Source organism: Denitratisoma sp. agr-D3 (assembly GCF_054658675.1).
Map to the genome: position 1 here is coordinate 19053 of NZ_BAAGIA010000002.1, position 17927 is coordinate 36979.

Annotated in this window: 17 protein-coding genes; 4 read left to right on the forward strand and 13 right to left on the reverse strand. The window is 63.7% G+C overall.

The window, feature by feature from the left end; genetic code table 11:
• Positions 1-48: 48 nt before the first annotated feature.
• From ACYQ2U_RS05090 to ACYQ2U_RS05125, 8 genes are all read right to left on the reverse strand, one after another.
• Positions 49-1383: a porin gene (locus tag ACYQ2U_RS05090; protein ID WP_459949267.1), complete on the reverse strand. Its 1335-nt coding sequence runs from the start codon at positions 1381-1383 to the stop codon at positions 49-51.
• A gap of 50 nt (positions 1384-1433) precedes the next feature.
• The gene (locus ACYQ2U_RS05095) at positions 1434-2042 is read right to left on the reverse strand and encodes a hemerythrin domain-containing protein (RefSeq protein WP_459949268.1); all 609 of its coding nucleotides are present in this window, start codon (positions 2040-2042) and stop codon (positions 1434-1436) included.
• Between the two features lie 16 nt (positions 2043-2058).
• Positions 2059-2760: an ABC transporter ATP-binding protein gene (locus tag ACYQ2U_RS05100; RefSeq protein ID WP_459949269.1), complete on the reverse strand. Its 702-nt coding sequence runs from the start codon at positions 2758-2760 to the stop codon at positions 2059-2061.
• Positions 2753-3508: an ABC transporter ATP-binding protein gene (locus ACYQ2U_RS05105; RefSeq protein ID WP_459949270.1), complete on the reverse strand. Its 756-nt coding sequence runs from the start codon at positions 3506-3508 to the stop codon at positions 2753-2755. The genes ACYQ2U_RS05100 and ACYQ2U_RS05105 overlap by 8 nt, the downstream gene beginning before the upstream one ends.
• The gene (locus tag ACYQ2U_RS05110) at positions 3505-4491 is read right to left on the reverse strand and encodes a branched-chain amino acid ABC transporter permease (protein ID WP_459949271.1); all 987 of its coding nucleotides are present in this window, start codon (positions 4489-4491) and stop codon (positions 3505-3507) included. Before ACYQ2U_RS05110 ends, ACYQ2U_RS05105 begins: the two co-directional genes overlap by 4 nt.
• The gene (locus ACYQ2U_RS05115) at positions 4488-5354 is read right to left on the reverse strand and encodes a branched-chain amino acid ABC transporter permease (RefSeq protein ID WP_459949272.1); all 867 of its coding nucleotides are present in this window, start codon (positions 5352-5354) and stop codon (positions 4488-4490) included. The genes ACYQ2U_RS05110 and ACYQ2U_RS05115 overlap by 4 nt, the downstream gene beginning before the upstream one ends.
• Entirely contained in the window at positions 5351-6520 is a 1170-nt protein-coding gene (locus ACYQ2U_RS05120; protein ID WP_459949273.1) for an ABC transporter substrate-binding protein, read from the reverse strand. Before ACYQ2U_RS05120 ends, ACYQ2U_RS05115 begins: the two co-directional genes overlap by 4 nt.
• 101 nt (positions 6521-6621) lie before the next feature.
• Entirely contained in the window at positions 6622-7812 is a 1191-nt protein-coding gene (locus tag ACYQ2U_RS05125; protein ID WP_459949274.1) for an ABC transporter substrate-binding protein, read from the reverse strand.
• A gap of 252 nt (positions 7813-8064) precedes the next feature.
• Here ACYQ2U_RS05125 and ACYQ2U_RS05130 point away from each other — a divergent pair, with 252 nt between their 5' ends.
• Positions 8065-9849, forward strand: coding sequence for an acyl-CoA dehydrogenase (locus ACYQ2U_RS05130; RefSeq protein ID WP_459949275.1), 1785 nt, complete (start codon positions 8065-8067; stop codon positions 9847-9849).
• Positions 9850-9945: 96 nt separating this feature from the next.
• Here ACYQ2U_RS05130 and ACYQ2U_RS05135 read toward each other — a convergent pair whose 3' ends face one another.
• The gene (locus tag ACYQ2U_RS05135; protein ID WP_459949276.1) at positions 9946-10899 is read right to left on the reverse strand and encodes a PDR/VanB family oxidoreductase; all 954 of its coding nucleotides are present in this window, start codon (positions 10897-10899) and stop codon (positions 9946-9948) included.
• Between the two features lie 13 nt (positions 10900-10912).
• The gene (locus ACYQ2U_RS05140; protein WP_459949277.1) at positions 10913-11956 is read right to left on the reverse strand and encodes a Rieske 2Fe-2S domain-containing protein; all 1044 of its coding nucleotides are present in this window, start codon (positions 11954-11956) and stop codon (positions 10913-10915) included.
• 100 nt (positions 11957-12056) lie between these two features.
• Here ACYQ2U_RS05140 and ACYQ2U_RS05145 point away from each other — a divergent pair, with 100 nt between their 5' ends.
• The gene (locus ACYQ2U_RS05145) at positions 12057-12740 is read left to right on the forward strand and encodes a GntR family transcriptional regulator (RefSeq protein WP_459949278.1); all 684 of its coding nucleotides are present in this window, start codon (positions 12057-12059) and stop codon (positions 12738-12740) included.
• A 91-nt stretch (positions 12741-12831) separates the two neighbouring features.
• Here the strand turns inward: ACYQ2U_RS05145 and ACYQ2U_RS05150 are convergent, their stop codons facing one another.
• Positions 12832-13224 carry a VOC family protein gene (locus tag ACYQ2U_RS05150; protein ID WP_459949279.1) on the reverse strand — a complete coding sequence of 131 codons (393 nt, stop codon included), beginning with the start codon at positions 13222-13224 and terminating at the stop codon, positions 12832-12834.
• Between the two features lie 82 nt (positions 13225-13306).
• Positions 13307-14215 (reverse strand): DMT family transporter, encoded by a 909-nt coding sequence (locus ACYQ2U_RS05155; RefSeq protein ID WP_459949280.1) that lies wholly within the window; start codon positions 14213-14215, stop codon positions 13307-13309.
• A gap of 92 nt (positions 14216-14307) precedes the next feature.
• Here ACYQ2U_RS05155 and ACYQ2U_RS05160 point away from each other — a divergent pair, with 92 nt between their 5' ends.
• On the forward strand, positions 14308-15204 hold the full coding sequence (locus ACYQ2U_RS05160; protein ID WP_459949281.1) for a LysR family transcriptional regulator: 897 nt from the start codon (positions 14308-14310) through the stop codon (positions 15202-15204).
• A gap of 166 nt (positions 15205-15370) precedes the next feature.
• Here the strand turns inward: ACYQ2U_RS05160 and ACYQ2U_RS05165 are convergent, their stop codons facing one another.
• Complete coding sequence (locus tag ACYQ2U_RS05165) at positions 15371-16906, reverse strand: helicase HerA-like domain-containing protein (protein WP_459949282.1); 1536 nt, start codon at positions 16904-16906, stop codon at positions 15371-15373.
• Positions 16907-17011: 105 nt separating this feature from the next.
• Between ACYQ2U_RS05165 and ACYQ2U_RS05170 the strand changes: the two genes are divergently transcribed.
• A complete protein-coding gene (locus ACYQ2U_RS05170) occupies positions 17012-17737 on the forward strand; it encodes a YebC/PmpR family DNA-binding transcriptional regulator (RefSeq protein WP_459949283.1) in 726 nt (241 codons plus the stop codon).
• The last annotated feature ends 190 nt before the right edge of the window (positions 17738-17927 follow it).

A 17927-nucleotide genomic window follows, 5' to 3' on the forward strand; every position in this document is an offset into this window, starting at 1 on the left:
CATCAAAAAATGGTGGAGGAGTGATCGCTCCCCTCCACCAACACCGCTTTAGAACTTGTAGCGGATACCCACCATGGTGGCGTCCTGGCTGCCGCCGGCCGGAGGAGCCACGCCGGCACCCACGGATACCGCATAGCTGGCCTTGCTGCTGTTGCTGATGTGGCCCAGGCTCAAGTAGGTGGCAAAGGAAGGATCGAAGTTGTAGAAACCGCGAATCACGAACAGCTTCGCATTGCGATCCTGGTCCTTGTTGCGGATGGTGTGGTAGCCGCCGTCGATCGTGATGGCACTGGTCAGCTGGTAAGCCCCTTCAAGATAGTAAGCATCGGAACTGACGTCACTCCCTGTCGCATGGACTCGACGTCCCAAATAGCCGATACCAATCTTATGCCCTCCGTTGAACTTCAAATAGCCGTTGATAGCGGTGCGGGTATCTGTATCTGTTTGTCCGGAAAAATTAACAGGAGCAGCGCCATTAAAGAAAGAATATGTAGCTCCTGTACCGCCGTACTGACGGTCGATTGCCCATGCCACGCCGTATGAGGTATCGTCGTATTTGGCCATCGCTGAAAAGCCACGGCACTGGGACGTGCCGGCGATTTGTCCAGCACATGTGCCAGAAGCCGGTGCCCCACCAGCCTTGTCACGACCAGTCGAATAGAGACCGCCAAGAGATACCTTGCCAAACTTACCCATCCAGGCAACCGAGTTGTCAAAACGAGCGTTAGGAAGATAGGCGTCGAGGGAGCCAAGAGCGTAGATATTGGGGCCAAGCAAATCAGAATCACCCAAGCCATAGAGCAGCATGGAGTACTGTCGACCAGCAGTGAAAGTACCGTATTTAGTTTCTACGCCGGCAAATAACTGGCGACCAAACAAACGTCCTCCTTGTCCTAAGGTTCCATCGTTGAAATTGAACCCAGCTTCCATAGTGGCAATAGCCTTCAAATCGGGAGTAATCTCCTTGCTGGCGCGGACCCCGAGCCGGGATGCCACGCTACCCGTGATGCTGGGCATCCGAGTCAGCCCGCCCTGAGTGTTGTTAGTCGTATCCCTAATATTGCTAATGTGCTCGATACCACCGTCCAGCACGCCGTATATCGTCACGTTCGGACCGAAGGCGGACATCAGGCTCTTGGCCGAGGAAGAGGCCGGCGCAGCAGCAACGGCGGCCTCGGCTTTTTCTGCTTTCATCTGTACGGCCTGGACGGTTTCCTTTTGCGCTTTCTGATCTGCCAGGATGCGGGAGATCAGCGCCTTTTGCTCGGCAAGCTCGCGGCGCAGTGCTTCGATTTCCGTTTCGGCGGCAGCAGGCAATGCCGCTCCCGCCCCCAAGGTTGCTGCAATGGCACCCACCAGCAGGCGGGGCTTCAGGGCCTTCACTCCATGTCGCATTGGTATTCCTCCTAGATTTGTTATGTAACTGCGTCGCACTAACTTCCGCCGCCTTTCCCTGTCTCGCTGCTTCCTGGCCCCAGACCCATGGGGGCCGGAATCAGATTCGCGATTTCACGGAACAACAGACGAAATTCTTTGTTCACCTCGATGCCGCCCAGCGGGTCGCGATGGGTGCCGAAGCCGGCATCGATCTCCGCCCAGTCCTCCGGCAGGAGCACTTGCTGGGCGAGGGGTAGCAATTCGTTTTCCTCGCGCTCGATGTGGCGCCATTGGAATTCGGCGTAGGCCTTCACCGCGGCCGCGAATTGGGACAGGCCGGCGGCACCGGCATCCTGGTAGCGGTCGAGCTCGGACATCAGGTCGCTGGTGCGTTGGGGACACTGGCGGTGCTCCGCCTCGACGAATTCGAGCATCCGCGCTGCCTCGGCACTGCGGGCGCGCAAGTGGGGATGGAGGTAGCGATCCTCCTTGGGGTGGTGGATCGCGTCGGGATAGGCTTCCAGGTAATGCAGCATGGCCCGCAGCAGGTGGAAGTCCGGCGCCAGGCGGCCGGCTTCGACTTCCTGCACGAGGTACAACAGCCCCTGCAAGACGGCTGACAGGGACCGGTGTTCGTCCTTGATGATGTTGAGTGCCTTGGGCATGGTGTCCTCGTATCCTTCAGGCAATGGCGACCAGACGATCGAGGGTGTCGGCATCGTCGAGCAGGCTTTGGCTGTCCGATGCGTGGACGATCCGGCCACGGTCCAGCACCAGGGCGTCCCGGGTCAGGGAAAGCGCCAGGCGGGCATGCTGTTCGACGACAATCACCGCCATGCCGCTATCCTCGACGAGGTCGCGGATGTTGTTCATCAATTCCTGCACGATCACCGGCGCCAGGCCTTCCATCGGTTCGTCCAGCAGGAGCATGGCGGGATTGATCATCAGGGCGCGGGCAATCGCCAGCATCTGCTGCTCGCCACCGGAAAGCTGATTGCCCAGATTGCGGTGGCGTTCCCGCAAGCGGGGGAAAATCTCGTAGACCCGCTTGAGGTTCCAGTGACCAGGACGGGCAACGGCGGTCAGGTGCTCCTCCACCGTCAGGGAGGGGAACATGAAGCGTTCCTGGGGAACCCAACCCAGGCCCCGCTGGGCGCGCTGGTGGCTGCTGACGCGGGCGATGCTGGCGCCGCGCCAGCGGATGTCGCCGCGATGCAGCCGGGTGAAACCCATGATGGTCACCAGCAGGGTCGACTTGCCAACACCGTTGCGGCCCAGCAGTGCCAGGCTGCCGCCTTCCTGCATGCTGAAGCTGATGTCTTCCAACACCACCGACTCGTCGTAGCCGGCTGTCACGCCGTCGAATGCCAACAATTCAGCCATGGTGCTTGGCCTCCCCCAGGTACACTTCCTTGACGCGGGGATCGGCACTGATTTCTGCCGGTGTTCCTTCGGTCAGGACCTTGCCGCCAACCAATACGGTGATGCGTTCGGCGAAACGGAATACCAGTCCCATGTCGTGCTCGATGAAAATAATGGTGACGTCCCGCGGCAGGCGGTCGATGACGTCGAACAGCTCGCGGCTTTCGCCGGTCGGAATCCCCGCCGCCGGCTCGTCGAGCAGCAGCAGCTTGGGGCGTGTGGCCAGGGCCAGGGCGATTTCCACCAGCCGCTGACGGCCATAGGCCAGATGACGCGTCTCGCTGTGGGCGAACTCGGCAAGACCGAGGGTGGTCAGCAGCGCCATCGCTTCTTCCACTTCCTCGCGCCGACCGGCCACCGTGTTCCACCACTGGGTCGCCTTACCTTTGCGTTCGAGAATGGCCAGCACCACCGACTCGAGGACGGTGAGACCGGGGAATAAAGTATTGATCTGGAAAGTCCGGGTCATGCCGCGCTTGACCCGGGCGTATTGGGGCATGTCCGTCACATCCTCGTCATTGAGGAACACCCTGCCCTGGGTCGGGGCATACACCCCGGTCAGCAGGTTGATGAAGGTGGTCTTGCCGGCACCGTTGGGACCAATCAGGGCATGGCGGCTCCCCGCGGCAATGGAAAGACTGATGTCGGTGTTGGCGGCGAAGCCACCCCAGGATTTGGACAGGAGTTCCGTACGCAGGGCGTAAGTCATGACGCTCTCTTCTTCAATTTCTTCTTGATCTCTTCCAGGCCGCCTAGCACGCCGCCCCGGGCGAACATGACGATGACGATGAGCAGCAGGCCCAGCCAGAACTGCCAGTACACCGGGTTGAGGTCGGACAGATAGTTCTGCGCCAGGAGGAAGACGGCCGCGCCCACCAGGCCGCCGTACAACCGTCCGGCACCGCCCAGCACCAGGACGATCAGCAGCTCGGCAGAACGGTGGAAGCTGAGGCTGTCGAGACCGACGAACTGGGTGGTCTGGGCCAGCAAGGCGCCGGCGATGCCGGCGATGGCGGCGGCCAGGGTGAACACGGCGATCTGCCGCTTGTAGACGGCGGCGCCGATGGCCGGCATGCGCTTGGGACCGCTGTGCAGCGCCCGCAGACCGAGGCCGAAGGGTGAACTCACCAGGCGCCGCAGCACGACGAACACCAGGAGCAGCACGGCGTAGCTGTACCAGTAGCCGACATTGCCCATCAGGTCGAACTCGAATTGGCCGAGGACCATGTCCATGACCATGCCCGACAAGCCGTCCACCCCGCCGGTAATGGACGATGCCTTATTGGCCGCCTCGAACAGCATGAGGCCGATACCCATGGTCACCATCAACTGCGTCAGGTCGCGGCCGCGCACCACCAACAGGCTGCACAGAAAGCCGGCCACCGCTGCGACCAGGGCCGCCAGCAACAAACCGGACAAGGGCTCGCCCCAGCCGTGGCTGGCGAGCAGGCCGGCGGTGTAGGCGCCGAGGCCAAAGTAGGCGGCATGGCCGAGGGAAACGATCCCGGCGTAGCCGAGGATCAAATCCAGGGAGACGGCAAACAGGCCGATGATGAGGATCTGACTACCCAGCAGCAGTTGGTTGGGAAACAGGAAGTAGCACGCCACGGGGATCAGCCAGAAGCCGATCTCCAAGCCCGACCAGCGATCGCTGGGCAGGCGGCGTGCATGATCGATAGACGGAAAATTCATGCGTGCTTACCAAACAGGCCGGAAGGGAAGATCGACAGCAGCAGCACCATCAAGGCGAAGATGATGAAGGCGCCGACTTCGGGGAAGTAGTACTTGCCGGCCACATCGAAGATCCCGAGGATCAGGGCGGAGATCAGGGTGCCCTTGATGCTGCCGGCGCCCCCCACCGCGACCACCAGGAGGAAATAGACCATGTACTTGAGGGGGAAGCCCGGATCCAGGCCCAGTACATCCACGCCCAGGCCGCCGCCCAGGCCGGCAAGGCCGGACCCCAGGGCAAAGGTGAGCATGAAGACGCGATTGACGTTGATCCCCAAGCCGGCGGACGCCATCTGGTTGTCCACCGAGGCGCGGATCTGGGCGCCGAAGCGGGTACGGTCGAGCAGCATCACCAAGGCAACGGTGATCACCACCACCACGCCGATCAGGAACAGGCGATAAATCCCCAGGTCGATACCGAACAGGCTGGTCTGGCCTTGGAGGAACTCGGGCAACTGGACCGGTTGCTGGCCAGGGCCCCAAATGTAGGTGGCCACCGCCACCGCGACGAAGGTGAGACCGATCGAGAACAGCACCTGGTCAAGGGGAGATGCCTTGTACAGGCGCTGGTACAGCAAGCGCTCAAGCACCACCCCCATCAGCCCGGTGGCGACGAACGCCACGGGCAGGGTGTAGAGGAAAGGCATCCCCATCCGCATCATCAGGGTCACGCAGACGTATCCGCCAAAGGCGGCGAAGGCGCCATGGGCCAGATTGACGAAGTTCATCAAGCCCATGGTGACCGACAGACCGATACTGATGAGGAACAGCAAGCTGCCGTAGGCAACGCCATCGAACAGCACGCCGAGGAAATTACCGATCACGGCAGCACTCCGGCGATGGGTTCAAACTCGATGTTTTCCAATTTGCCGCCGTTCTTCTCGACGCGACGGATATAGACGGTCTGGGTCACGTCGCGGGTGGCGGGCACGATGGTGATCTTGCCGCGGGGGCTTTCGATTTGCAGGTTGGACATGATTTCCAGGGACTTGGTCCCGTCCACGTTGCCGCCCTGCTTCTTCACCGCCTCGAAGATTGCGGCGACGCTGTCGTAGGCAGCCACGGCCATGAAGGTCGGCTCCAGAGCGGGACCGTTCACGTCGGCGAAGGCCTTGATGAATTTCTTGTTTTCGGCGGAGTTGTGGCTCAGGGAATAGTGCAGGCTGCTGATCACGCCCTTGAGCTTGTCGCCCAGGGCCGTGAAGGCATGCTGATCGAGGCCGTCGCCCAGGCAGTAGAGCTTGATGCCAGCCTTGTCCAGTTCCCGCTCGAAGTAGGCCTTGAGCAACGCCACTTGTTCTTCGCCGGCCGGCACCCAGGTGAACACCGCGTCGGGCTTGGTGTCCTTGATGCGCTGGATGAAGGGGGCGAATTCCGGGTTCTTCAGGGGAACGCGGATGCTGTCCACCACCTGTCCGCCACCGGCGGTAAAGGCCGCCTTGAAGGAGTTCTCGGTATCGATGCCGGGACCGTAGTCGGGCACCAGGGTCACCATTTTCTTGATGCCGTTCTTGGCGGCCCATGTGCCCAGCGGCTTGGTGATCTGGGCAAAGGAATAACCCACGCGCACACCATAGGGGATCTTGTCGGTGAGGCCGGTGCCGGCGGAGTTGAGGATCAGCAGCGGCTTCTTGGCCGCGGTCGCCACGGCGCCCGCCGTCATGGTTTCCGGCGTAAAGCCACCCAGCACTAGGAAGTCCACCTGGTCGCGCACCACCAGTTCCTGGGCCAGGCGTTTGCCCAGTTCCGGCGCGGGGCCGGTGGTGTCACGGGTGATCAGCTCGATCTTCTTGCCGTCGATCGTGTCGCCGTATTGCTTGAGGTAGGCACGCATGCCCCCCTCGAACTGTTTGCCGTAGCTGGCGAAGGGGCCCGAGTAGGGGGCCAGCAAACCGATCTTGATGGTGTCGGCGGCCTGGGCCAGGGAACCCCCGGCCACGATGGCGGCGGCAACCAGGGCGTTACGCACTTTTCTCGAAATCAAACTCATCGCTATCTCCTCTTTTTTTGACGCACGCGACCCGCCTATGCCGTCGGCACGGGCTTATCGAAACCGGATGAAGTACTGGCTATGGCGCTGCGGAACCGGGATCAAACCCCCGGATCCTTGAATTGCTCTACCTTGTCGAACTCGACGTTGAACCACCCGCTCTTGAGCTTTTCCGTCTTGCGGAAGTAGACGTTCTGGATGATGTCGCGGGTGGCCGGATCGATGCTGACCGGACCCCGCGGGCTGACCCAGGACAGTCCCTTCATGGCCGCCAACAGCTTGTCGCCGTCGCTGTCGCCATTGGTCTTTTTGATGGCCTCGTAAATGACGTGCATGCCGTCGTAGCCGCCCACCGACATGAAGTTCGCCCGCATGCCGTCGGCGAGCTTGGCGATGCCCGCGACGTAGGCCTTGTTCTCCGGACTGTCGTGGGCCGCGGAATAGTGGTGGGAACTGATCACCCCGTCCGCCGCGGCACCAATGCTTTCCATATCCTTGTCGTCGAGCACGTCGCCGGTACAGATGAGGCGGATGCCGGCCTGGGCCAGGCCTCGCTCGGCGAACTGCTTCATGACGGCAGCACCGATACCGGAGGGAACGAACATGAACACCGCATCGGGCTTGGCGTCCTTGATACGCTGGAGGAAGGGGGCGAAGTCGGGGTTTTGCAGAGGCGTACGCAGGCTATCCACCACCTTGCCGCCGCCGGCGGTAAAGCGGCTGACGAACACCTTTTCCGCATCGATGCCCGGACCATAGTCGGTGACCAGGGTGATCACGTTGCGGATCTTCTGTTCCTTATGGGCCGCCGCCCAGTCCGCCAGGGGCGCCGTCACCTGGGGCAAGGTGAAGCCGGTGCGCACAATGTAGGGCGACTTGGTCGGGATGCTGGAGGTTGCGGCGGCCATCACCACCATGGGCACCTTGGCCTGGGTGGCAATGGGTGCCGCCGACAGAGCCAGGGGCGTCAGGCCGAAGCCGGCCAGCACCTGCACCTTGTCCTTGGCGATCAGCTCCTGGGCCAGGCGCTTGGTCACGTCGGGCTGGGTGCCGCCGTCGTCCTTGATGATGACCTCCACCTTGCGTCCGGCCACGGTCTCGCCGTGATTCTTCTGGTAGAGCCTGACCGCCGCCTCGATCTGCTTGCCGGTGGAGGCAAAGGGACCGCTCATGGGCACGATCAAGCCCACCTTCAGCGGCTCCGCCGCCACCCCCATGAGGGGCAGACAGGCCAGGGTCAGGGTTGATAATGCCGAACCCAGCAATTTCCTACGCGTCCAATTGCTCTTCATCGCTCCTCCTGCTGTTGGGGCTTTCGTGATGCAAGCCCTGACATTTTTCAATCGCGTCGTTGTTGTTCGTGTCGGCCTAACACTTTTGCAATATTCATAAGGCGCCGGCACATTGTCATTTCGGGCGATTCTATGTTTCGCTCCCGCAGGGGAGATAGCGACTATGCTGACTAACAGTTATAGAAATTCTTTATATCGGAACTCTATATATTCAAACTATATTTCACTCCTCCCTTTTGCTTTCACGACACCATGACTTACCAGGCACCCCATACCGACATCCGTTTCATCCTGAACGAGCTGGCCGGACTGGCCGAACTTGGCCAGCTTCCCGGCTGCGAAGACGCCACACCTGAACTTGCCGAGGCCATCATCGACGAGGCTGGCCGCTTCGCCAGCGAAGTACTGGCGCCTCTTAATAGTGTGGGTGACCGGGAAGGTTGCCGCCTGGAGGACGGCAAGGTCGTCACGCCGACCGGCTGGAAGGAGGCCTACGCGCAATTCAGGGATGCCGGCTGGGTCGGTCTCGCCCTGCCAACGGAATTCGGCGGCCAGGGCCTGCCGCGCACCATCGCCGCGCCGGTGGAGGAAATCTGGCATTCCGCCAACCTCGCCTTTTCCCTCCTGCCCGGCCTAGTCGCCGGGGAAACCGAGGCCCTGATCGCCGGCGGCGATTCCCGTTTGCAGGAATGCTATCTGCCCAAGCTGGTCAGCGGCGAGTGGGCCGGCACCATGAACCTGACGGAGCCCGGCGCCGGCTCCGACCTGGCCGCCTTGCGCACCCGCGCTGCGCCGCAACAGGATGGCAGCTACCGTCTTTTCGGCCAGAAGATTTTCATCACCTTCGGCGACCATGAGTTCACCGAGAACATCGTGCACCTGGTCCTGGCCCGCATCGACGGCGCGCCGGAGGGCAGCAAGGGCATCTCCCTGTTCCTCGTGCCCAAGTATCTGGTCAATGAGGACGGCAGCCTGGGCGCCCGCAACGACGTCCAGTGCATCGCCCTTGAACACAAGCTGGGGCTGCACGGTAGCCCTACCTGCACCATGGCCTTTGGCGACAATGGCGGTGCCGTGGGATATTTGGTCGGCCAGCCCCATCGCGGCCTGGAAAGCATGTTCATCATGATGAACGAAGCCCGCTTCGGCGTCGGCTTGCAGGGCATCGCCATGGCCGAACGGGCCTGGCAGCCCGCCCTGGCCTATGCCCGCGAGCGGGTCCAGGGCCGCGACGCCGACAGCGGCGAACCCCATGTGCCGATCATTCGCCACGCCGACGTCAAGCGCATGCTGCTGGCCATCCGGGCACGGATCTTCGCCAGCCGCGCCCTGGCCTACACGGCGGCCGGCTGGTTCGATCGGGCGCGCCACCATCCCGACGGCGACACCGCCGACCGCTGCCGACGCTATGTCGACCTGCTGATGCCCGTGGTCAAGGGCTGGTCGACGGAAATCGGACGGGAGGCCATCGATCTCGCCCTGCAAATCCACGGCGGCATGGGCTTCGTCGAAGAGACCGGCATCGCCCAGCATTTGCGTGACGCCCGGGTCATCACCATTTACGAAGGCACCACCGGCATCCAGGCCAACGACCTGGTCGGACGCAAGATCCTGCGGGAAAAGGGCGCCACCCTGCGTAGCCTGCTGACCGACATGGAAACCACCCAGGCCGCCCTGGCCGCCTCCGCCGCGTTCGGCGACCTGGCCGAGCAGTTCCGCAACGACATCGCCCACGTCGCTTCCGTTCTGGATTGGATACTGGCCAATGCCCCGGCCCGGAACAATGACATTTACGGCGCGGCGGTGCCCTTCCTGCATTTGCTGGGCACCGTCTGCGGTAGCTGGCAGTTGGCCCGCGCCGCCCTGGCCAGCGAGAACCTGCGCAGCGGCAATGCCTATGCGCCGGCTTATCTGGACGACGTGGCCCAGGTCGTGCGTTTCTGGTTTGCCCAGCAAGCCCCCCTGGCCGCCGCCTATGCCCGCATGGTCACGGACGGCGGTGGGGCGGTCAGCGCCTGGCAGGCCGCGTTGGATTAATAGGGCGTTGAAATGAAACGGGCCGGTGCTGTGCACTGGCCCGTTTCTTCATCTGCTCGTGGTCGCTGGCGGGAGGGTCCGCCAGGGTTGGCATCGTCAGATATCCAGCACCAGACAGGCCGATTTGGCCCGGGAACAGCAGGGAAGGAACTGGTCGTTGGCTTCCCGCTCCTCGTCGGTCAGGTATTGGTCGCGGTGTTCCACTTCGCCGGAAATCACCCGGGTCAGGCAGGTACCGCAGACGCCCTGGTCGCAGGCCATGGGAATCTGGATGCCGGCATCCAGCAGGGCCTTGAGCACGGTTTTGTCGGCGGGGACTTCCACTTCCTGTCCGCTGCTGGCGATCTTGACCGTGAACGCGGTGTCGCCGCTGGTATCGGCCGGCGCAGCGCCGAAGTATTCCCAATGCAGGTTGGCCTCGGGCCAGCCCTGACCCCGCGCAGTTTCCACCACGGCGTCGATGAACCGCTGTGGACCGCAGACATAGAGGTGGCGCCCCGCCTCGGGTTTGCCGATCACGGCGGCCAGATCCATGCGGCCGCCTTCCCGGCTGAAATAGAAATGCACCCGGTCGGCATAGGGACTCGATCCCAGGCGCTCGGCGAAGGCCAGCCGGTCCCGCGTCGCCACGGTGTAGTGCAGGTCGAACGTCCCGCCCTCGCGGTGCAATTGCTCGGCCATGGCGAGCAGGGGGGTAACGCCGATACCGCCGCCCAACAGCAACGAACTCTTCGCTCCCGGTTCCAGGGCAAAAAAACTGCGGGGCGGGCTGATGGTCAGTTCGTCCCCCGTTTTCAATTGCTCATGGACGGCGCGGGAACCGCCCCGGGATTCGGCTTCCTTGTAAACACCCAAAACGTAGCGATGACGCTCCGCCGGGTCGTTGCACAGGGAATAGGCCCGCACCAGGCCGCCGGGCAGATGCAGTTCGACGTGGGCGCCGGCGGTGAAATGGGGCAGATCCTCCCCTTTCACCGGGGCCAGTTCCAGGCGGCAGATGTCGGTGGCTTCGGGTTCCTTGGCGGCCACCCGGACGCGCAGCGTGCTCATGGTCGGTTCTTCCTCACGCTGCAGCGGCCATGCCGCTTTCCTGGGCGAGTCGGGCATCCAGGATGCGCCGCGCCTGGACACCACCGCCGTCGATGTTGAGCATGAGCAGCTTGCGCTCGGGCCAGGCCAGCAGGTTACGTTGCTGCTGTTCCAGCATCTCCTGGTCCTCGGCAAAAATCTTGCCCTGGCCTTCACGGATCCGCGCCGTGATTTCCTGGTCCTCGACGCGGAACTTGCGGGCCATGCCCCAGAAGTACCAGATCGAGGTTTCCGTTTCCGGCGTGATGAAGTCCACCACCCAGCTGCGCGCCTGGCAATCCTCCGGCGCGTCGTGCCCGCCCTTGCCGGCCAGCGCCACGCCCACGTCGATCATGATGTGGCTGGGCGGATTGAAGTGGCAAATCTGCCAACGATCCACCAACTGGTCGTCGGGCAGGCCCTTCAGACGCAGGTTGGCCTTCCAGAAGGGGGGCGCCTCGATACCGTTCATGAAGCGGCTGGTGGTGACGTGTTCGCCGTCCACCTTGGTCACGCAGGGGGTTTCGTCGATTTCCGGCTGTCCGATGCTGGTGGAATGGACATAGGTTTCGTGGGTCAGGTCCATCAGGTTGTCGATCATCAGGCGGTAGTCGCAGGCGATGTGGTACAGCCCGCCGCCGTAGGCGAATTCGGGATTGCCCTGCCATTCGAAGTGGGGGAGCTTGGCGACATCCGCCTTCTCGGCTTCGCCCGGCCAGACCCAGATGAAGCCATGGCGTTCGATCACGGGGTAATGGCGAATCGTGGGGAAACCGCGCACCCGTTGCCCGGGCATGGCGACGGTGTGGCCCTTACAGCCCATTTCCAGACCGTGGTAACCGCACACCAGGCGCCCATCGCGGACGAAGCCCAGGGACAGGGGCGCGCCCCGGTGGGGACAGAAGTCCTCCAGGGCGGCGATGGCGCCGTCCTCATCGCGGAAAAAAACCATTGCCTCGTTGCACACGCGCCGCCCCAGGGGCTTGTCCTTCACTTCTTCGGACGTGCAGGCGACATACCATTCGTTTTTTGGGAACATACTGATCTCCTCTCCATTGGATCCAAGCAATTGGATCCAATGCTAGCAATGGTTTAAACTTTAATCAAATATTTTTAAAGATAGGCTGCGACCCGCCGACATGACCCCAGACACCAGCAGCATCGTCGCCACCCTGCGCAAGCGCATTCTCGACGGCCAATACGCACCGGGCGAGCGCCTGGCCGAAATCCCCGTCGCCGAAGCCCTGGGCGTCTCTCGTACGCCGGTCCGCCTGGCTTTCCGCACCCTCGAGCAGGAGGGACTGCTACAGCGCATGGGCAAACGCGCCCTGACCGTCCGCGTCTTCTCGCCGGCGGACGTGCGCTGCGCCATCGAGGTCAGAGGGGTATTGGAGGGCTTGGCCTGCCGCCTGCTGGCGGAGGCTGGATTGGATCCAAATACCAGGGAAGTGCTACAGGATTGCCTGGCCGACGGCGAAGCCATCGTCAGCAAGAAACAGCTCAGCGACGAGGACATCGGGGCCTGGAGCGAGGTCAATGCCCGCTTCCACCAGACCATCGTCGCCGCGGAGGAACGCCGCATCATCGCCGACGCGATTGCACGCAACAATCACCTGCCCTTCGCCTCGGCGGATTCCATCATCATCGACCGCAGCGACCTGGGCAACGTCCTCCAGCGCCTGCGCATCGCCCAGCTGCATCACCGCCTGGTGTTCGAAGCCCTGGTGAATGGCGAAGGCACCCGCGTCGAAATGCTGATGCGGGAACACGCCCAGATCGGATTGCACTACGACGATCTGTTCAAGCCCCTGAAGAAAAAATAAGGCAACAATTTCGCCTCGCTTGGCATCAGTCAAACCAAGGCCGGGAAGAGGGGCTCTCGGCGGCCACGCCTTTCACCATAAGCCTTGCCACTCAAGCGGGCAAGGCCAACGCGTTGGACACCTCGATCAGATTCATGTCGGGATCACGGAAGTACAGGGAAAGTATCGGTCCCGTCGCTCCCGTTCGTTGTATCGGACCCTCAAGCACCGTCACGCCGCAAGCGGCCAGGTGACTCGCCACATCCGCAAGCGGTACCGAGGTCAGAAAGCACAAGTCGGCCGATCCGGGGGTTGGCTGCTGGGCCTTGGGCTCGAACTCCTTGCCCCGCTGGTGCAAGTTGATCTTTTGCTGGCCGAAGGACAGGGCCTTGCGCCCGGCACCGAAGGTAATGGCCTCCATGCCCAGTGTCGTCGAATAAAAAGCCACTGTCGCGTCCAGGTCTTGGACCGTTAGAACCAAGTGGTCCAGGCTGTCAATTTTCATATTTTTCCTTTGTCACCAGTTTCCCAACGAACACTCCATCACTCCTTCCCCGTCCTCTTGCGGCACGGGGATAAAGAGCACCTCACTTCTTGCCGATCTGCCACACCCCGGCCAGCACCAGGCCGGCGCCGATCAATTGCCAGACGGAGCCCGGCTCGTCGAGGATCCACCAGCCGAGGAAGATGGTCAGCAGTGGGCCGACGGTACCAATGACGGCGGCCTTGCCGGCGCCCATGCGGCGGATGGCGGCGGATTGCATCAACACCGGCAGCACCGTGGAAAAGATCGCCATGGCGAAGGCCCAGCCGTACACGGGCCCGGGCTGTTCGAGCAGGACGCCCATCGGTTCCGTCGCCGCGTAATGGACAAAGGTGGCGATGGAGGACACCAGCATCGCCCAGGCGGTGAAGCGGTTGGAGCCGAGCTTGCCGATCAGCGCGCCGCTACCCAATAAATAGGCGGCGAAACAAATGGCGGAGACAAACACGAAACCGCCGCCGATCCAGACCTGTTCCACGTCGCCGAAGGAGTGCACGTCGTGGGCGAAGGCCAGGCCGATGCCGCCGTAGGTCAGCGCCAGGGCCTTGAGCACCCGCCGCGACAAGGGCTGCTTGTGCAGCAGGGCAGCGGCCACCACGGTCAGGGTCGGATAGGTGAACAGGATCAGGCGTTCCAGGCCGGCGCTGATGTATTGCAGGCCGATGAAGTCGAAAATGCTGGCGCCGTAGTAGCCGGCCAGGCCGCAGCCGATGACGCCGAGCAGGGTGTAACGGTCCAGGCGCTGGCCTTCCGAGCGCAGCCCGACCCAAAGGAAAAACGGCGCGGCGAAGACCATGCGCAGGGCCAACAAGGTCACCGGGCTGACGCCGTAGGGAAAGGCCAGCTTGATGAAAATCGCCTTCATGCCGAAGCCCATGGCGGCCCCTACCGCCAGCAACAGGCTGGTGCTAGTATCTTTCGAAAATCGGAATAGATGACGAATGCGCTGCAAGGGACTCTCCTTCATGAGCGCATTAAACACTGCGTCGAACGCCAAGACCATCTCAAAAAGCCGAAAAATGATTTTCAGGAATCCGAAATCACATGCGCTATGACCTGGACGATCTGCGGCTCTTCGTCGCCGTGGCCGAGAGCGGCAGCCTGAGCCGGGGCGCGGCCCGGGTGCACCGCTCGCCGGGGGCCGCCAGCGCCCGTCTGTCGCAGCTGGAAGCCGAATTCGCCACGCCCCTGCTGCGCCGCCGCTCCAAGGGCATGGCCCTGACCTCCGCCGGCGAGGCGCTGCTGCGCCAGGCCCGCGCCCTACTCACCGGCGCCGAGGCCCTCAACGCGGAAATGGGCGCCTATGCCCAAGGCGTGCAGGGCGTGGTGCGCCTGCTGGCCAACACCAACGCCACCAACATCTTCCTGCCCCGCGACCTGGCCAGCTTCCTCGCCGCCCAGCCCCAGGCCAACGTGCTGCTAGAAGAACGGGCCAGTCCCGAGATCATGGCGGCGGTGGCTTCCGGCGAGGCCGACGTGGGCATCGTCGCCGGCATGGCGGAACACCCGGAACTACTGCGCCGGCCCTACCGGGAAGACCAGTTGGTGCTGGTGATGGCGGCGGACCACGCCCTGGCCAAGCGCAAAAGCATCGCCTTCGCCGACGCGGCTGACGAAGCCTTCGTCAGCCTCGACAGCGGCAGCGCGATCCACGGTTTTCTCCTGGCCCAGGCCCGGGCGGCGGGCCGCACCCTGCGCCTGCGCATCCAGGTGCGCAGCTTCGACGCGGTGTGCCGCATGGCGGCGGCGGGGGTAGGCGTCGGCCTGGTGCCGCGCTCGGCGGCGGAACAGGCGGCCCGCAGCTATGCCCTGGCCTGGCTGACCCTCAGCGACCCCTGGGCACCCCGGGCCATGGAGATCGTGGTGCGGCGGGAAACCCTGGACAACCGCTACGTGGCCGAACTGGTGGAACACCTGGCCGGTTCCGCCGGGCGGGGATGAGACGGAACGCCAGGGCGTGGGCGGCGGTTTGCGTCGGGCGGGTGGAACATCTCGCGCCAGCTCGGCGACTCCGCTCAGCGGATTGCCGTAACGAGGACAGCCGACGTCGCTGGATTCCCGCCTGCGCGGGAATGACGGGACTTGATGGGTCGTTTGCCCGGCGCCGCTAGCGACGCCGGCTGCCGCCGAGGATGGAGCCGAGCACGCCGCGAATGATCTCGCGGCCCAGTTGCGAGCCGATGGCCCGGGCCGCGCTCTTGGCCACGGTGGTCAGTACCGTGTCGCCGCGCCGGCCGCCGTTGTGGGCCGGACCGCCGAGGATGTCCCCCAGCACCTCGCCCAGGCCGCCCTGGCCGGCCCCGCTGGGGATCGGTGTGGACGAGGGCTTGGCCGTGGCTGGCGAAGCCGCCCGGACGGGAGCGCCGCGCAGTTTTTCGTAGGCCGACTCCCGGTCCACCGCCTGTTCGTAGTGGCCGTAGAGCAGCGATGCGCGAATCGACGCGGTGCGTTCGTCCTCGCTCAAGGGGCCGATGCGACCGGCGGGGGGCAGCACCCAAGCCCGCTCCACCGGTGTCGGCGCGCCCTTGTCGTCGAGGAAGGACACCAGGGCCTCGCCCACTTCCAGTTCGGTGATGGCGGCCTCGGTGTCGAGCCCGGCCTTGGGCCGCAGGGTCTGGGCGGCGGTCTTCACCGCCTTCTGGTCGCGCGGGGTGAAGGCCCGCAGGGCGTGCTGCACCCGATGGCCGAGCTGGCCGAGCACGCTGTCCGGCAGGTCGAGGGGATTCTGGCTGACGAAGTACACGCCCACGCCCTTGGAACGGACCAGGCGCACCACCTGCTCGATTTTTTCCAGCAATGCCGGTGGCGCCTCGTTGAACAGCAGGTGGGCTTCGTCGAAAAAGAACACCAGCTTGGGCTTGGGCAGGTCGCCGACCTCGGGCAGTTGCTCGAAGAGTTCCGCCAACAACCAGAGCAGGAAGGTGGAATACAGGCGCGGCGCGTTCATCAGCTTCTCGCCGGCGAGGATGTTCACCACGCCCTGGCCCGCCGTGGGGCCGGCCGCGTCGGTCTGCATCAGGTCGTTGATGTCCAGCATGGGCTCGCCGAAGAACTTGTCGCCGCCCTCCTGTTCCAGGGCCAGCAGGCCGCGCTGGATGGCGCCGATGCTGGCGGCGGAAACGTTGCCGTACTCGGTCTTGAATTCGGCGGCGTGGTCACCCACGTGCTGCACCATGGCGCGCAGGTCCTTGAGATCGAGCAGCAGCAGGCCCTGGTCGTCGGCGATCTTGAACACCAGTTGCAGCACGCCCTGCTGGGTGTCGTTGAGGCCCAGCAGACGCGCCAGCAGCAACGGCCCCATGTCCGACACGGTGGCGCGCAAGGGATGGCCGCGCTCGCCATAGATGTCCCAGAACACCGCCGGGCAGGCGGCCGGCTGCCAGTCGTCGATGCCGAGCCGGGCCAGGCGTGCGGCCAGCTTGTCCGAAGGCTTTCCCGGCGCCGCCAGTCCCGACAGGTCGCCCTTGACGTCGGCCAGGAACACCGGCACCCCGGCCCGGGAGAACTGCTCCGCCAGGCGTTGCAAGGTCACGGTCTTGCCGGTGCCGGTGGCGCCGGCGATGAGGCCGTGGCGGTTGGCCAGGGCCAGGGGCAGGGCCAGTTCGGCGGCGGCGTTCCGGGCGATGGGAAGGGCTGTGGTCATGGCGGGAAAAGGGGAAGTTGCGGGCCGTTGCGGGGCGGTTGGGAGCGGATGCGGGTGCTAAAATCCCGCGCCTCATTCTAGCAACGCACTCGCAAAGGAAGACTTATGGCCGGACATTCCAAATGGGCCAATATCCAGCACCGCAAGGGCCGTCAGGACGAAAAACGCGGCGCGGCCTTCTCCAAGCTGGCCAAGGAAATCACCGTGGCCGCCAAGATGGGCGGCGGCGATCCCGGCTTCAATCCCCGCCTGCGTCTGGCGGTGGACAAGGCCAAGGGCGTGAACATGCCCAAGGACAAGATCGAGAACGCCGTCAAAAAGGGCACCGGCGAGCTGGAAGGCGTCGAGTACGTGGAAATCCGCTACGAGGGCTACGGCATCGGCGGCTCCGCCGTGATGGTGGATTGCCTCACCGACAACAAGACCCGTACCGTGGCCGAAGTACGCCATGCCTTCAACAAGTATGGTGGCAACATGGGCACCGACGGCTGCGTGGCTTTCCAGTTCAAGCACTGCGGCCAGATGCTGTTCGCCCCCGGCACCGACGAGGGCAAGTTGATGGACGCCGCCATCGAGGCCGGTGCCGAGGATGTGATCACACATGATGACGGCTCCATCGAGGTCATCACCGGCCCGGCTGACTTGACCACTGTCAAGGATGCGCTGGAAAACGCCGGCCTAAAATCCGAAATCGCCGAAGTCACCCAGAAAGCCCTGAACGAGACCGTTCTGGCGGGCGAGGACGGCGTGAAGATGCAAAAGCTGCTGGATGTGCTGGAAAGCCTGGACGATGTCCAGGAGGTTTACACCTCGGCGGTGATCGAAGAATAGGGACGTCAGATAACGGCGCCGCGACCAGGGGATTCCGATCTCCCAGGTCACGTAAAACCGGCTGCGACCCAGCCGGTTTTTTTATGGCGCCACGCCGTGGCCGGCGATGTTTTCCTTGGTCCCACCCATCCGCCATGCCCGGGCTGATTGAGAACGGCTGTGCCGTTCAGCGATGTCCACCGCCGCGGGG

Bases quoted from the DNA above. Each gene is read 5' to 3' on its own strand.
- ACYQ2U_RS05110 (WP_459949271.1), bottom strand. From the start codon at position 4,491: ATGAATTTTCCGTCTATCGATCATGCACGCCGCCTGCCCAGCGATCGC.
- ACYQ2U_RS05165 (WP_459949282.1), bottom strand. From the start codon at position 16,906: ATGACCACAGCCCTTCCCATCGCCCGGAACGCCGCCGCCGAACTGGCC.
- ACYQ2U_RS05130 (WP_459949275.1), top strand. From the start codon at position 8,065: ATGACTTACCAGGCACCCCATACCGACATCCGTTTCATCCTGAACGAG.
- ACYQ2U_RS05160 (WP_459949281.1), top strand. From the start codon at position 14,308: ATGCGCTATGACCTGGACGATCTGCGGCTCTTCGTCGCCGTGGCCGAG.
- ACYQ2U_RS05095 (WP_459949268.1), bottom strand. From the start codon at position 2,042: ATGCCCAAGGCACTCAACATCATCAAGGACGAACACCGGTCCCTGTCA.
- ACYQ2U_RS05135 (WP_459949276.1), bottom strand. From the start codon at position 10,899: ATGAGCACGCTGCGCGTCCGGGTGGCCGCCAAGGAACCCGAAGCCACC.
- ACYQ2U_RS05100 (WP_459949269.1), bottom strand. From the start codon at position 2,760: ATGGCTGAATTGTTGGCATTCGACGGCGTGACAGCCGGCTACGACGAG.
- ACYQ2U_RS05125 (WP_459949274.1), bottom strand. From the start codon at position 7,812: ATGAAGAGCAATTGGACGCGTAGGAAATTGCTGGGTTCGGCATTATCA.
- ACYQ2U_RS05120 (WP_459949273.1), bottom strand. From the start codon at position 6,520: ATGAGTTTGATTTCGAGAAAAGTGCGTAACGCCCTGGTTGCCGCCGCC.
- ACYQ2U_RS05145 (WP_459949278.1), top strand. From the start codon at position 12,057: ATGACCCCAGACACCAGCAGCATCGTCGCCACCCTGCGCAAGCGCATT.
- ACYQ2U_RS05140 (WP_459949277.1), bottom strand. From the start codon at position 11,956: ATGTTCCCAAAAAACGAATGGTATGTCGCCTGCACGTCCGAAGAAGTG.
- ACYQ2U_RS05150 (WP_459949279.1), bottom strand. From the start codon at position 13,224: ATGAAAATTGACAGCCTGGACCACTTGGTTCTAACGGTCCAAGACCTG.
- ACYQ2U_RS05105 (WP_459949270.1), bottom strand. From the start codon at position 3,508: ATGACTTACGCCCTGCGTACGGAACTCCTGTCCAAATCCTGGGGTGGC.
- ACYQ2U_RS05170 (WP_459949283.1), top strand. From the start codon at position 17,012: ATGGCCGGACATTCCAAATGGGCCAATATCCAGCACCGCAAGGGCCGT.